Genomic DNA, 12469 nt, shown 5'->3' on the forward strand with positions numbered 1-12469 from the left:
GCAGGTGACAGGCCACCGACAATGAATAAAGATGGGTCACCTATAAACAAAGGTTATGGACTTGCCATGCGCTTGCGTCATATCGAAATCTTCCAGGCCATTCGCCAGACCGGTTCGGTCAGCGCCGCCGCGCAGTTGCTGCATGTCTCGCAACCGGCGGTGACCAAAGTGTTGCAACACGCCGAATTGCAGTTGGGTTTCCCCCTGTTCCTGCGGGTACGCGGCAAGTTGCTGCCCACCCCGGAAGCCCTGGCGCTGGAAAGCGAAGTGGAGAAAGTCACCGATAGCCTGCAAGGTGTGCGGCGCCTGGCCAAGGCCTTGCGCCGAGAACCGGGCCAGAGTGTGCGCATCGGCGCGATCCCTGCGCTGGCGCTGTCGCTGCTGCCGCCGGCGATTCTGCAGTGGAAAAACGATTACCCGGACATGACCTGCGAGCTGTCCAGCGACCATAGCCGCGAGCTGGTGCAGAAGCTGCTGATGCGTGAGATTGACCTGGCGCTGACGCTCAACTTTTCCGGCCATCCGGGGTTGATCACGCAGGTGCTGGCGGGCGGTGTGCTGGTGGCATTGGCGTCCAAAGGCTATTGGCCGCCAGCCGAACTGAGCCAGCCCTTGCCGTTGGCTGACCTGGCAGGCGCACCGCTGATCGGCCTCTCCAGCGCCGACCCATTGGCGGCGAAGCTCGACAGCTACCTCGAAAACGTCGACCCACCGCCCAGGGTGACGATCTCGGTGCAAACCTATTCCCTGGCTCGCGCCATGGTGGAATCCGGCGCGGGTCTGACGGTGATCGACCCCTTCACCGCGCTGGGCGCGTCGACAACCACGACCTGCATCCGCCCCCTGACCCCGCCGCTGCCAGTCACCCTGTACGCCCTGACCCGCGCCGACGAGGCGCCGCCGCATATGTTGGCCAATCTGCTGGAGATTTTTGGCCACCGTGCCAGGGAGCTTCTGGAGCGGCTATAAGACGTAATGCATGATCGCCACAAAATGCAGGAGGCTGCCGCCGATCACAAACAAATGCCAGATGCCATGGGAATGCCGCAGGCGATCCTCCAAGGCAAAAAAGATAATGCCGACGGTGTACAACACCCCGCCCGAGGCCAGCCAGATAAACCCGGCCGTCCCCAATGCTGCCAGCAACGGCTTGACCGCCACCAGCACGATCCAGCCCATCACCGCATAGATCACGATCGACAGGATGCGCGCCTCCGAGCGCGGCTTGATCTCCTGCAAAATCCCGATCACCGCCAACCCCCACACAATCCCGAACAGCGTCCAGCCCCACGGCCCGCGCAGGGTCACCAGGCAAAATGGCGTGTAGCTGCCGGCGATCAACAGGTAGATCGAAAAGTGATCGACCTTCTGCATAATCTCTTTTCGCCGCCCCTGCACGCTGTGGTACACGGTGGACGCGCTGTACAGCACCATCAAGGTAAAGCCATAGATCGCCACGCTGACGATCTTCCAGGGGCTGCCGTCCAGGCTCGCCACCACCAACATCCACACGGCGCCAATACACGCCGCGACTGCACCGAGCAAATGGCTCCAGGCGTTGAATCGTTCCCCGTGGTACATCTGTCACTGGCCTCCTGTAACCGTTAGGACTGGCTGGCAAGCGTCCAGCCTTGCGCATAAGAGTGCAAGCGGCTTATGACGTTCCGGCGACGCCGAACGGTTTTGCGGGCACAATCGACGGCATTCGAACAAGAGCCACGGCCATGCTGATCGACGAAGAATTCACCCTCAAGAAACTGGAAATCTTCCTGGCGTTCATGCGCACCGGCAACCTGACCCGCGCCGCCGCCGAGCTGCAAACCAGCAATGTGAGCGTACACCGCGCCATCCACTCCCTGGAAAACGCCCTGCGCTGCCCGCTGTTCAAACACGAAGGGCGCAACCTCACGCCGCTGGAAAGCGCCTACGTATTGGAAGAGCGTGCACAGAAACTGGTGGCCGACGTGGTCGACAGCGTACGCCTGACCCGCGAAGCCGCCGGGTTCTCCGCCGAACGCTTCAAACTGGGCTCGCTGTATTCGCTGACGGTGAAGACCGTGCCGCAATTGATCATGGGCCTGAAGATCCGCCGCAGCGAGCTCAATATCGACCTGATCCTGGGTTCAAACTTCGACCTGCTCTACAAGCTCAAGAACATGGAAGTAGACGCGATCCTCATCTCCCTGGATGAGCACGCCAACGACCCCGACTGCGAACAGATCGCGCTGTTTTCCGACGATATCTTCCTCGCCACCCCGGCCGACTCACCCTTCGACCGCGAGCGGGAAATCGACCTCGCCGACGTGCGCGACGCGACCTTCATCACCCTCACCCAAGGCTTCGCCACGCACCAGGATGGCAACCGTGTGTTCAAGCAGGCGGGGTTCGAGCCGAAGGTGGCGATGCAGGTCAATGATATCTTCACGCTGCTGAGCATGGTCAGCTCGGGCGTGGGTTATGCGCTGCTGCCGGGGCGGATTGCGGCGGTGTATGAGAACCGCGTGAAGCTGATACCGCTGCAACCCAGGTATCGGTTGCAGCAGCATATCGGGGTGGTGTTCCTGAAGGCCAAGGAAAGGGACCCGAACCTGCTGGCGTTGCTGGCAGAGTGTCGGATGTATGCCAACCGCCAGGTGCCGGCCTGACACACCGCTATCGGGGGCAAGCCCCCTCCCACACTTGAATGTGTTCGCAGTTCAAATGTGGGAGGGGGCTTGCCCCCGATGAGGCCCTGATAGACCCCTTACCCAACCAGGCCGCGCGCAATGAAATACAGCAACGAAGGCCCAAGCAGGCAGCCCAGCCCGGTGTGGAACGTCGCCGTCAACGCGCCATACGGCACCAACCGCCGATCCGTCGCCGCCAGCCCCGCCGTCACACCGCTGACGGTGCCGGCCAACCCACCAAACACCATCGCCGAACGCGGGTTGTCCAAGCCCATCCAGCGCGCCGCGACCGGCGTACCGACCATGACCAGGATCGCCTTGATCAAGCCGGTGGCAATCGACAGCGCCATCACATCCGAGGTCGCGCCAATCGCCGCGCCGGTCACCGGGCCGACGATGTAGGTCACAGCCCCTGCGCCAATGGTGGTCATGCTGATCGCATCGCGATAACCAAACGCCCAAGCCATGCTCGCGCCTACGATGAACGGCAGGATCGTCCCCAGCAGCAGCGCGATCACGCCAATCATCCCGGCCTTGCGCGCCTCGGTGGCTTGCACCTCGAAAGCCGTGGCGACGATGGCAAAGTCGCGCAGCATCGCGCCGCCCATCAGGCCGATGCCGGAGAACAGCGCCAGGTCCGCCAGGCCTTTCTGACCGCCGGTAATCGTGCCACCGACCCAGGCCAATACCAGGCCGATAACGATGGCAATCGCCGAGCCATGAATGCGCCCGAAGGTCAGGCGCCTGGACAGCACCACGGAGAGCCACATGACCACACCCACGAAGGCAAACGCGGTGATCAGGCCGTTGTGTTCCAGGCCTTTTTCGATGAGATCCCACATATCAGCGACCTCCCACTGGAGCAATCAGCCGCTCTTCATCGGGCAACGGCTCGCCCTTGTGCGTGCGGCTGATCAGGGCAATCGTGCAACCACACACCACCACCGAACCGATCGCCGCCAGCACCGCTACCGGGCCGCCGTGCAAGGCGGTGACGACGTTCTGTTGCGCAGCCATCGCCACGACCACCGGGATGTACATGGCACCCCAGAATCCCACGCCCATTTCGCAGTCCTTGGTCATGCCGCCACGCTTTTGCATCCACAGGCGGGCGCAGATCAACAGGATCATCGCGATCCCCACCCCGCCGACGTTGGATTTGACACCCAGCAACACGCCGAGCATGTCGCCCATAATCACGCCCGCGAGCGTGCAGATCGCCAGTAATGCCACACCGTAGATAATCATTGTTGTTGTCCTCAAAGTGCTCGATCGAAATTGTTGTTGTTGTGCTTCGAAAGCCTTGGGTAGTGCTCTATCGGTGGCGGCGCTCCTCCTCTTGCAGCAGGGCCTGCAAGGTGTCCAGGCGTGCGCCCTCAAAGGCGATCACCGTGCCTTGTTCAAACACCCGGCGTGACAGGCCGGTGAGCACGGCGCCCGGTGGCAGTTCGATTTGCAGGCGCACGCCGCGCTCGTAGGCGCTTTGCACGGTGCCGCGCCAGTCGACGACGCGGCACATGTTGAAGGCCAGGTCGTCGCGCAGTTGCTCGGGGGTGTGAATGGGCCGTGCGCGGGTGCTGCTCAGGTAGGTGATGCGCGGCGTCTTGAGCGTACCGAAGGCTTGGGCCAGGGCCTGTGCCGGTTGGTCCAACAATGCGCAATGGGAGGGCACGCTGACAGCCAGGCGCTTGGCGATGCCATTGCCCTTGACGCGGTCGGCGACGCATTTCATGGCCTGGTCGCTGCCGGCGATGACGGTCTGATTATCGGCATTGATATTGGCCAGATACACCGGGGTTTCAGGGCTGTGGATTTCGGCCAGCAGGTTTTCGACGGTGGATAACTCGGGGCCGATGATCGCGGTCATGCCGTAGCCCTGTGGATAAGCGTTTTGCATCAGCTCACCGCGCAGGCTGACCAGCTTGATTGCCTCGTTGAAGTCCATCGCGCCGGCAATCACCGCCGCCGCATAGGCACCAATGGACAGGCCTGCGACGTAGTCCGGCGTGTGTTGCAGCAGGCGGGCGTTGGCCACGCCGGCGATCAGCAGGCAGAGTTGTACAGCGCGGGTATTGGCCAGGGCCTCGGCCGAATCCAAGGTGCGAACGTCTTCACCCAAGGCATCGCTGGCCTGCTCCAGCACGTCGGCCGGCACCGCCTGGAGCATGCCCGGGCGCTGGGCGCCCTGCCCTGGGAACACCAGAAGGCTGCTCATGCCACGGCCTGCCAGGGATCAGTGACCAAATGCGCACCGTTGGCGGTTTTCAACAGCACCCGCCGTGATGGACCGGCCCATTCGCGCAAGGCGACGGCGCCGAAAGGTGTCTGCAGTTGCAGGTCCACGGCACACGTAACTTCATCCAAAGTGGCCAGCAGGTCGCGTGCATCGTTGCGATCCAGCGGCTCGGGCGTGCGCAGAATCAGGTCCAGGTCGCTCTGGGCATGCAGGGCTTCAATGCCCGTTGCCAACTCAAACCCTGCGCTGCCCGTGACGCCCCAACTCAATGGCGCCAGCACGGGCCGCAGTTGATCGAGGGCCTGCAATGCCGGTAGATCCCTTGTCGACACCACATCGCGCAACGCTTCCGGCGCGACCCGCCGCTGTACGGCTGCCATCGGCATCAACGCGGCAAACCGCTGCTCGCGCAAACGCCCACGCACGCCCACCGCGACAAAGCCCGGCGCGACGATGGCGCGACGCACGACTACCGTGCCAACCGCATCCTTCGCCCACGCCGGCGCGTCAGCGGGCAGGTGCGCCGGGGTCATGCCCCAGAGCAGGTCGTGGGCGTTCACCATTGCTCCCGCAGCAGTTGGCGCACGTGGCTGGAGGCGGCGCGGTTGGTAGCGCCGAGGCGGCTGCTCAAGTCGGTGTTGCCGATATCCTTGATCGCATGCATCAGGCAATCGCCGACCCGCGCCACGTCGTCCGCAGTGGGCTGTTCGATCTGGCTGACCGAGAGCGTCTCCCAGAGCAGACCGAGGCTGGCATAGCTATCGATGTCATAGGCCATCGGCGGCACGTTGGCGGCCAGGGCTTCCAGCTCTTCGACGCTGCGCAGGGTCACCCGCGCCGCCGAAGCCTTGCCCATGGCGTGCACCATCACGCCGGGGTCGCGCAGGGCGATCAGGCGGTTGGCCTGGTAACCGTGGGCGAGGAACGCGCCGGACATGGCCTTGCCCACCAGCAGCGCGATCACCGGGTGCCCGGCCAGCCGTGCGCGAGCGTAGCTGTCGGCGGCGGCCGCCAGCGCCTGGTGGATGCCGAGGGCTTCTTCGCGACGGCCATAGGCTTGGCTGGGCACGTCGACGATGGCGATGATGGGGCGCTTGTCGCCACGGGCGATGGCTTCATCGACAGCCTTCGCCAAACCCCAACCTTCCAGCAAACCGACTTCGCCATTGCGTGCGCGGGGGAAACGGTTTTGGGGGTCGGTGACCACGGCGATAAAGCGTACGGCTCGTTCGTCCAGCAGGCCGTCGGCCACTTTCACGGAGTTCGGCAAACCCTCGACAGGCGTGGCGCCGGCGCTCAATGCGTTGAACCACTGCAAACCTCTCATGAGCGTTCTCCTTGATACAGCGCGCGCACCGTCGCCGGGTCGATCTGCGGCGTAGCGTCCAGTTCGGCCAGGCGCGCCAGGTAATATTCGGACTGGCGGCTGCGTTGTCGGGCGGGCAGGCCTTGTTGCAGCAGCGCACTCACAGTCTGTTGAATCTCGGCCACATCGTCCGCCACGTAACGGTCGACCAAGCCACTGTTGAAGCGTTGCTCGCCGCCGGTAAGGCTCCAGATGAAGGGCCGGTCGCGGGAGTCGTACTCTTCAAGCCCCGCTTCCTGTTCGATCACTTGCGGGCCATTCAAGCCAAGGCGTGCTTCGCGAGTGACCACCAGGTAACTGCACAATCCGGCCGCGATAGACATGCCGCCAAAGCAACCGACACTGCCCGCCACCACGCCGATCACCGGCTGGTACTGACGCAGGTCGACAATCGCCGCATGGATATCCGCAATCGCCGCCAGGCCCAGGTTGGCCTCCTGCAAGCGCACGCCACCAGTCTCCAGCAACAACACAGCGCGGGTCGGGATGCCCTTGCGATTGTCTTCGGCCGCCAGTTCCAATGCGCCGGCGATTTTCGCACCGCCCACTTCGCCGAGGCTGCCGCCCTGGAAGTTGCCTTCGATGGCGGCAATCACCACCGGTTTCCCGCCGAGGCTGCCCTTGGCGATCACCACACCGTCATCGGCCTGGGGCACCACACCCTGGCGGCTGAGCCACGGCGACATGACACGCTGGAACGGGTCGATCAATTCGCGGTAAGAGCCAACGTCCAGCAAAGCCTTGGCGCGCTGCCGAGCGCCCAGCTCGACGAAGCTGTGTCTGGCGAGCAAGTCAGTCATGGCCGACCTCCTCGAAACCCTGCTCCAGGCGCAAGCGCACCACGCCAGGGGTGGCACCGAAGTCGTGAATATCGATGTTCAAGGCCGGTAGCGTCTGCTCCTGGAACATCCTCTCGAACAGATGTTGCCAGCGTTGTTCGGCGCCGTTCACCGAAGTCTGCACCTGGATGGTCAGGGTGCCCGGCGTGCCCGGTTCCAGCAGCACTTCCAGGTCGCCCGAGCCGACGCAACCCACCAGCGCACGGCCTTTTGGCGGCTGCCCGGCGGGGAATTCAAAGGATAAGGTTTCCATCACAACGCTCCGTCGAGGCGGTCGATAAACAGGCAGGCGGCCAACAGGTCGGCGGCGCCGCCGGGGGAGGCATTCAGGGCCAGGAGTTGCTGGTCCAGCTCATGCAGTTGGCGCCGACCGGCCAGGGTTGCGCTGCCGCCAGCGTCCAGCACGGCTTGGGCACCGTGCTGCATGGCTTGAAGGCCTTCGGTGCCGGCGCGGTAGAGCACGCAAGTGTCGGCCAGCTCGGTCATGATCGCGAGCAAGGCGTCCAGGCGAGCGTTCTGTTCGCCGGCATGGTGCAGGCGGCTTTTACGCAGTTGCGGCAGGCCACGTTGCACCACGGACGGGAAGCCGAGCTGCGCTTCTTCACGGGCACCGCGTGCGCCGTAGCGTTGGGCAACCTGGGCGCCATGGCTCATGGGTTGTGGGGCGAAGCGGTCGTGGAGCAGGGCCAGTCTGGCGGCAGTCAGCGTCACGGCGCGTGGTTGCAGCGCGGCGGCGGCGGTGAGCAGCCCGAGTGCCCAGATCGCGCCACGATGGGTGTTCACGCCGTTGGTGGTGGTCAGCATTGCCTGCTCACCGTCACGGCCAAGACGCCCGAGGGCTTCACGCAGGGGCAAACCGACTTCACCGATCTCAATCGCGGCCTCGGCCATTTCCTTGAACATCGGCCACAGCGACAACGCCGAAGCGTGCATCAGGCCCAAGTGCAAATCGCTATGGGCGCCGTTGCCACGCCTATCCACCAGGGCGGGTTTGGGCGACAGGTCGGCTTCATCGATCAGCGCATCGACGGCCATGTCAGCCAGGCGATCCGCAAGGCTGAGTTCACGCAGTTTGAGGGCGCGCATTTACCAGCTCCTGAATTTGGCGGGCGGGTTGTACAGGCCGCCAGACCAGTCCACCAGGTCGGCTACGCTCTTGGCGGCCAACAACTCGCGGGTGGCGTCGGTGCGGCGAATCCCCAGGTCTTCGGGCAAGGCGATCAGGCCTTCGCGGCGCATGCGTGCGCTGTCCTTTGGGTTGTGGCGCATGCCGATGGCCGTGACGCCCGCGACAGCGGCGATCATCGCCTGGCGCTCTTCGAGGGAGCGCGCCTTGTACAGGTACGCGATGCCTTCTTCGGTGAGCAGGTGGGTGACGTCATCGCCGTAGATCATGATCGGCGCCAGGGGCATGCCGCTTTTGCGTGCGACTTCCACGGCGTCGAGGATGTCGACGAAGGTGGGTTTGCCGCCTTCCTGGAAGGTCTCGACCATTTGCACCACGAGTTTTTTGCCGCGCTCCAGCAAGGCTTCGGGCGCATCGTCGTGGCGCATGTCCAGCCATGCGGGTGTGCCATGGCGGCGACCGCGTGGGTCATGGCCCATGTTCGGCGCGCCACCAAAACCGGCGAGTCGGCCACGGGTCACGGTGGAGGAATGGCCGTCGCCGTCGACTTGCAGGGTGGCACCGATAAACAGGTCCACCGCGTATTGGCCGGCGAGCTGGCAGAACATGCGGTTGGAGCGCATCGAGCCGTCGCGACCGGTGAAGAACACATCCGGGCGGGCGGCGATGTAATTTTCCATGCCCAGTTCGGTGCCGAAGCAATGCACGCTCTCCACCCAGCCGCTTTCGATGGCGGGGATCAGCGTGGGGTGCGGGTTGAGGGTCCAGTTGCGGCAGATCTTGCCCTTGAGGCCGAGGGATTCGCCGTAGGTCGGCAGGATCAGCTCGATGGCGGCCGTGTTGAAACCGATGCCGTGGTTGAGGGATTGCACGTTGTGTTTTTCGTAGATGCCACGGATCGCCATCATCGCCATCAACACATGCACCGGCTTGATGTGGCGGGGATCGCGGGTAAACAGCGGCTCGATATAGAACGGCTTGTCGGCCACCACCACAAAGTCCACCCAGCTCGCGGGGATGTCGACGCGGGGCAAGTCGGTGACGTCGTCCACCAGCTGGTTGACTTGCACGATGACGATGCCATCGCTGAACGCAGCTGGCTCGATCAGCGCCGGAGTGTCTTCGGTGCTGGCGCCGGTGTAGATGTTGCCGGCGCGGTCGGCCATGAAGCCGGCGGAAAGCACCACGTTGGGGATCAGGTCCACCACCAGCCGCGCATAGAGTTCGATGTAGGTGTGGATCGCGCCGATTTCCAGCAAGCCGTCTTCGAGCAACTGGCTGATGCGCAGGGATTGGGTGCCGGCGAAGGAAAAGTCCAGCTTGCGGGCGATGCCTTTTTCAAACAGGTCCAGGTGCTCGGAGCGGCCGACACTGGGCATGATCATGTGCAAATCGTGGAGCTTGGCCGGGTCGGCCTTGGCCAGGGAGCGCGAGAGGAAATCAGCCTGTTTCTGGTTGTTGCCTTCCAGCACCACGCGGTCGCCGGGGAGGATCAGCGCCTCAAGCGCCTCGACGATCCTGTCGCTGGGCAGCACCGCACCGTCTGCGTATTGCCTGACCAGCCCGAGCCGCCGCTGCTTCTCGTCGCGCCGCCGCGTCCAGCGTGAGTCGGGGGTGATTGTTGTTGTCATGGTCGCTCCACGGGTTTGCTGTCGTGGGGCTTACCTTAGGAGTGATTGAGGGGGCCATCAATCAAGCTGAGCGCTGGACTGTTACGCCTGGATTAATGATGGCTCAATGAACACGGGCGTTCAGGTGCTGTGCCATTCGCTGCGGTGGAACCATATGGTTCTTAACAATGCCAACGCGGCAAAACCGTGCAGCCCCAACACACCCGCCCAACTCCACTCCCACAGGCCCGACAGCGCCTGGGCGTAAACCGGCGACAGCAGCAAGAGCAGCGCCACCAGCGCGCAGCCGCCCAGTTGCTCCCAGTTGCTCAAGCGATTGGGACGGGAGGTTATCGCGTAACCCAGCAGGGCACCCAGGCACACCATCAGCAGGCTCAGCAAGTCGTGCTCGTCGACGGGAGGCCAGCCCAGCAGGTTGAGTGGCAAGCACACCGCGAACACGGTGAACGCGCAAATCGCGACGTACACGAAGGCGTATTCAAGCGCATCCAGCAGACGATCACGGATAAACCCTCGGGCCTGTTTGTCTTCTTCCGGGGTCGGCCCCTTGGATATCGCCACCGCCAGCAGACCCGAGCCAAGACCGCCCAGGGTCATGACCACAAAATTACTCACGACGCCCCTGATTGCCTTATCGGCACCGACCAGCTTCAGGCTTTCCAGGTACACCAGGATAAACACCGCGCCTGCGGTGGTAATCATGAACCCCCACAGCTTCCCACGATTGGACTGCACGTTCATGGTCACCGCTGCCGTGAGCACCAGCACGCCAAACCACATCAGAAGCGTGCCGGTAAAACGGTTGAGGTCGTACAGCCAGGCAAACCCATCCAAAAGCCACATTGCGTCGATACTTCTGTCGAAAAACTCCCTTGGCTATCGGCAGTGGGGTGGGGATCTTTACGATGGAGCGAGCAATTGCGACGCGGCAAGGTATGCCTCTGTGGCCAGCGGGCTTGCCCCGCTCGCCACACGTGTTCAGAGGTGCCTTAAGTAGCGGTCCCAAATAGGGAACGATCAGTCCCTATTTGGGACCGTTTCAAGAGGCCGGCGCCGGGCTGACTTGCTCCAAGGCCCGATCTACCAGCAATTGCCCCAACTCAGCCATTTGCTGGATGCCGAGCATGATCGCGCGCTGGGAGGTGTCCAGGTCGAAGGCGAGGTTGCAAGTGAGTGCGTTGAGGGAGGACAGGGTTTCGCTGGCGTTGACCAGCAGGGCTTCGGTGTCTTGGTGAGGGTTTACGGTGAAGAGGGGCGGATTGGGGGTTGGTTTGATCATGATGAAACTCCTAAACAGTGAGTAAGGAGCGCCACCTTTCGCTTGCACGCGAATAAGGGTGGCGACCGTGCGCAGGTGTGCAAGACCGGGCCTGTTTAGGACACCCAGCAGGTCCGAAGACCTCCTGCGCGCAGCCGCCATAAAGCAGCGAGCACAAAAAACGCCCGTTGGATGGCTGGGCGTTTGTACGCCTAAACAGTTTCGTCGGACTTGCACGTCCGTGTCACCGTTTTTTGCGATGACGGGACGAAGACTAGGCGCGCTGTCCGCGCCCGACAAGTTCATGCACAGCCCAAAATCTTGCAGGAAAAATCCGAAGCCCAGTCCATCACAGCCCCATCACCACCTTGATCGGGCCAAGACCTTCGAGGGCATAGCTGTTGTACTCGTACACTCGCCCCTGAATATCCAATGTAAGCACGCCCTCATGCTCACTCACTTGAACATTGGGTTCCTTGGTTTTCAGAAAAGGATGCGCCGACACCAATGTGGTGAGTATTTCCCGATCGTTACTCAAGTTCCTATGCACGTAGTAGCGGTATGAAAAGCCCACCGTTGCACCGCCTTGGCCATCCCGCGCGCCATAGATCGAGGAGCCGTTGCCCAAGGAATGCTTCAACACCACTTCGTCCAAATCCGGTGTTCCGGGTGATAGTAACCAACTGCCTGCGATATAAATCAGGCAGCCCACCAGCAGGCAGTTACGCAGGATCGGTATGAGGCCTTCAGTAGCCTTGTGAAATCGCATACTCGATACCTCTCCTTATCCAATATTGATCTCGCGGGTCATCACCAAAAGGATCATCTCCCCACCATGAGCCAAAATCCGGCAGGGTGGTTTTGGCGATGGTTTGAGCAACTCCTGCAGCCCGCAGTAACACATGATCGGGAATGCCTAACACCGTGCCCGTGGCACCGTAATTGAAATTACCAAAAGCCTCGTATTGACGCCCTTGCTTCTTGTAGTTCCACGGCCCTGCAGCTCTGACCTGCGAATAAAACCAAGAATAGGCAAACGCCGAACCCGGCCTGAGATGGATGCGCTTGCACTTGGCAATCGCCATATTTTCAAACATTGAAACACCGGGAGGCATTAACGGCACAGCCATTTGCGTGTCCTTACTGGCAAAGGGAAGCGCCGAACCTAGCATCCCACTCAGGCCAGAAAACCGGCCCAATCCAGTTAAAGAAATTACTTACACAAATAACATTCAGTTCCGACATTTTTGGGCGGTTTGGGTCGCGACGGCCTGTCAAACACAGAGGATCAAATGTAAGACAGAGCTTGCCCCCGATTGCGGTGGGTCAGGTATAGAAGTATCAACT

At 62.3% G+C, this 12469-nt stretch carries 16 protein-coding genes; 2 read left to right on the forward strand and 14 right to left on the reverse strand.

Annotated elements, in window-relative coordinates:
- Window positions 1-66 precede the first annotated feature (66 nt).
- Window positions 67-969 (forward strand): LysR family transcriptional regulator, encoded by a 903-nt coding sequence (locus LUU92_RS26975; protein ID WP_257102878.1) that lies wholly within the window; start codon window positions 67-69, stop codon window positions 967-969.
- On the opposite strand, the gene trhA is transcribed toward LUU92_RS26975, so the two are convergent.
- On the reverse strand, window positions 964-1581 hold the full coding sequence (gene trhA, locus LUU92_RS26980; protein WP_058426584.1) for a PAQR family membrane homeostasis protein TrhA: 618 nt from the start codon (window positions 1579-1581) through the stop codon (window positions 964-966). The two genes, LUU92_RS26975 and trhA, sit on opposite strands and share 6 nt — an antisense overlap.
- Window positions 1582-1724: 143 nt before the next feature.
- Here trhA and LUU92_RS26985 point away from each other — a divergent pair, with 143 nt between their 5' ends.
- A complete protein-coding gene (locus LUU92_RS26985; protein WP_071490351.1) occupies window positions 1725-2645 on the forward strand; it encodes a LysR family transcriptional regulator in 921 nt (306 codons plus the stop codon).
- A 98-nt stretch (window positions 2646-2743) separates the two neighbouring features.
- Here the strand turns inward: LUU92_RS26985 and madM are convergent, their stop codons facing one another.
- The 13 genes from madM to LUU92_RS27050 form a co-directional block, all read right to left on the reverse strand.
- Complete coding sequence (madM, locus tag LUU92_RS26990) at window positions 2744-3508, reverse strand: malonate transporter subunit MadM (RefSeq protein ID WP_257102879.1); 765 nt, start codon at window positions 3506-3508, stop codon at window positions 2744-2746.
- A gap of 1 nt (window position 3509) precedes the next feature.
- Entirely contained in the window at window positions 3510-3914 is a 405-nt protein-coding gene (madL, locus tag LUU92_RS26995; RefSeq protein ID WP_257102880.1) for a malonate transporter subunit MadL, read from the reverse strand.
- Between the two features lie 67 nt (window positions 3915-3981).
- A complete protein-coding gene (gene mdcH, locus LUU92_RS27000) occupies window positions 3982-4881 on the reverse strand; it encodes a malonate decarboxylase subunit epsilon (RefSeq protein WP_257102881.1) in 900 nt (299 codons plus the stop codon).
- The gene (locus LUU92_RS27005) at window positions 4878-5465 is read right to left on the reverse strand and encodes a malonate decarboxylase holo-ACP synthase (RefSeq protein ID WP_257102882.1); all 588 of its coding nucleotides are present in this window, start codon (window positions 5463-5465) and stop codon (window positions 4878-4880) included. Before LUU92_RS27005 ends, mdcH begins: the two co-directional genes overlap by 4 nt.
- Complete coding sequence (mdcE, locus tag LUU92_RS27010) at window positions 5459-6229, reverse strand: biotin-independent malonate decarboxylase subunit gamma (protein WP_257102883.1); 771 nt, start codon at window positions 6227-6229, stop codon at window positions 5459-5461. The genes LUU92_RS27005 and mdcE overlap by 7 nt, the downstream gene beginning before the upstream one ends.
- Window positions 6226-7068, reverse strand: a complete 843-nt coding sequence (locus LUU92_RS27015; RefSeq protein ID WP_222540581.1) for a biotin-independent malonate decarboxylase subunit beta — start codon at window positions 7066-7068, stop codon at window positions 6226-6228. The genes mdcE and LUU92_RS27015 overlap by 4 nt, the downstream gene beginning before the upstream one ends.
- Window positions 7061-7360 carry a malonate decarboxylase subunit delta gene (locus LUU92_RS27020; RefSeq protein ID WP_257102884.1) on the reverse strand — a complete coding sequence of 100 codons (300 nt, stop codon included), beginning with the start codon at window positions 7358-7360 and terminating at the stop codon, window positions 7061-7063. The genes LUU92_RS27015 and LUU92_RS27020 overlap by 8 nt, the downstream gene beginning before the upstream one ends.
- Window positions 7360-8193 (reverse strand): triphosphoribosyl-dephospho-CoA synthase, encoded by an 834-nt coding sequence (locus tag LUU92_RS27025; protein WP_071490358.1) that lies wholly within the window; start codon window positions 8191-8193, stop codon window positions 7360-7362. The genes LUU92_RS27020 and LUU92_RS27025 overlap by 1 nt, the downstream gene beginning before the upstream one ends.
- A complete protein-coding gene (gene mdcA / locus LUU92_RS27030; protein WP_257102885.1) occupies window positions 8194-9864 on the reverse strand; it encodes a malonate decarboxylase subunit alpha in 1671 nt (556 codons plus the stop codon).
- Between the two features lie 120 nt (window positions 9865-9984).
- Window positions 9985-10707: a hypothetical protein gene (locus LUU92_RS27035; protein WP_257102886.1), complete on the reverse strand. Its 723-nt coding sequence runs from the start codon at window positions 10705-10707 to the stop codon at window positions 9985-9987.
- A 196-nt stretch (window positions 10708-10903) separates the two neighbouring features.
- The gene (locus LUU92_RS27040) at window positions 10904-11143 is read right to left on the reverse strand and encodes a DUF6124 family protein (RefSeq protein WP_222540583.1); all 240 of its coding nucleotides are present in this window, start codon (window positions 11141-11143) and stop codon (window positions 10904-10906) included.
- A 328-nt stretch (window positions 11144-11471) separates the two neighbouring features.
- The gene (locus LUU92_RS27045) at window positions 11472-11891 is read right to left on the reverse strand and encodes a hypothetical protein (RefSeq protein ID WP_058426571.1); all 420 of its coding nucleotides are present in this window, start codon (window positions 11889-11891) and stop codon (window positions 11472-11474) included.
- Window positions 11869-12252 carry a polymorphic toxin type 44 domain-containing protein gene (locus LUU92_RS27050; protein WP_081049329.1) on the reverse strand — a complete coding sequence of 128 codons (384 nt, stop codon included), beginning with the start codon at window positions 12250-12252 and terminating at the stop codon, window positions 11869-11871. The genes LUU92_RS27045 and LUU92_RS27050 overlap by 23 nt, the downstream gene beginning before the upstream one ends.
- Between the last annotated feature and the right edge of the window lie 217 nt (window positions 12253-12469).

It is taken from the genome of Pseudomonas extremorientalis (genome assembly GCF_024584605.1).
Taxonomy (GTDB): Bacteria; Pseudomonadota; Gammaproteobacteria; order Pseudomonadales; family Pseudomonadaceae; genus Aquipseudomonas; species Aquipseudomonas extremorientalis.

What these genes read in the sequence shown, in the direction of transcription:
- LUU92_RS26975 (WP_257102878.1), top strand. Translation starts at nt 67, where the DNA reads ATGCGCTTGCGTCATATCGAAATCTTCCAGGCCATTCGCCAGACCGGT.
- trhA (WP_058426584.1), bottom strand. Translation starts at nt 1,581, where the DNA reads ATGTACCACGGGGAACGATTCAACGCCTGGAGCCATTTGCTCGGTGCA.
- LUU92_RS26985 (WP_071490351.1), top strand. Translation starts at nt 1,725, where the DNA reads ATGCTGATCGACGAAGAATTCACCCTCAAGAAACTGGAAATCTTCCTG.
- madM (WP_257102879.1), bottom strand. Translation starts at nt 3,508, where the DNA reads ATGTGGGATCTCATCGAAAAAGGCCTGGAACACAACGGCCTGATCACC.
- madL (WP_257102880.1), bottom strand. Translation starts at nt 3,914, where the DNA reads ATGATTATCTACGGTGTGGCATTACTGGCGATCTGCACGCTCGCGGGC.
- mdcH (WP_257102881.1), bottom strand. Translation starts at nt 4,881, where the DNA reads ATGAGCAGCCTTCTGGTGTTCCCAGGGCAGGGCGCCCAGCGCCCGGGC.
- LUU92_RS27005 (WP_257102882.1), bottom strand. Translation starts at nt 5,465, where the DNA reads ATGGTGAACGCCCACGACCTGCTCTGGGGCATGACCCCGGCGCACCTG.
- mdcE (WP_257102883.1), bottom strand. Translation starts at nt 6,229, where the DNA reads ATGAGAGGTTTGCAGTGGTTCAACGCATTGAGCGCCGGCGCCACGCCT.
- LUU92_RS27015 (WP_222540581.1), bottom strand. Translation starts at nt 7,068, where the DNA reads ATGACTGACTTGCTCGCCAGACACAGCTTCGTCGAGCTGGGCGCTCGG.
- LUU92_RS27020 (WP_257102884.1), bottom strand. Translation starts at nt 7,360, where the DNA reads ATGGAAACCTTATCCTTTGAATTCCCCGCCGGGCAGCCGCCAAAAGGC.
- LUU92_RS27025 (WP_071490358.1), bottom strand. Translation starts at nt 8,193, where the DNA reads ATGCGCGCCCTCAAACTGCGTGAACTCAGCCTTGCGGATCGCCTGGCT.
- mdcA (WP_257102885.1), bottom strand. Translation starts at nt 9,864, where the DNA reads ATGACAACAACAATCACCCCCGACTCACGCTGGACGCGGCGGCGCGAC.
- LUU92_RS27035 (WP_257102886.1), bottom strand. Translation starts at nt 10,707, where the DNA reads ATGTGGCTTTTGGATGGGTTTGCCTGGCTGTACGACCTCAACCGTTTT.
- LUU92_RS27040 (WP_222540583.1), bottom strand. Translation starts at nt 11,143, where the DNA reads ATGATCAAACCAACCCCCAATCCGCCCCTCTTCACCGTAAACCCTCAC.
- LUU92_RS27045 (WP_058426571.1), bottom strand. Translation starts at nt 11,891, where the DNA reads ATGCGATTTCACAAGGCTACTGAAGGCCTCATACCGATCCTGCGTAAC.
- LUU92_RS27050 (WP_081049329.1), bottom strand. Translation starts at nt 12,252, where the DNA reads ATGGCTGTGCCGTTAATGCCTCCCGGTGTTTCAATGTTTGAAAATATG.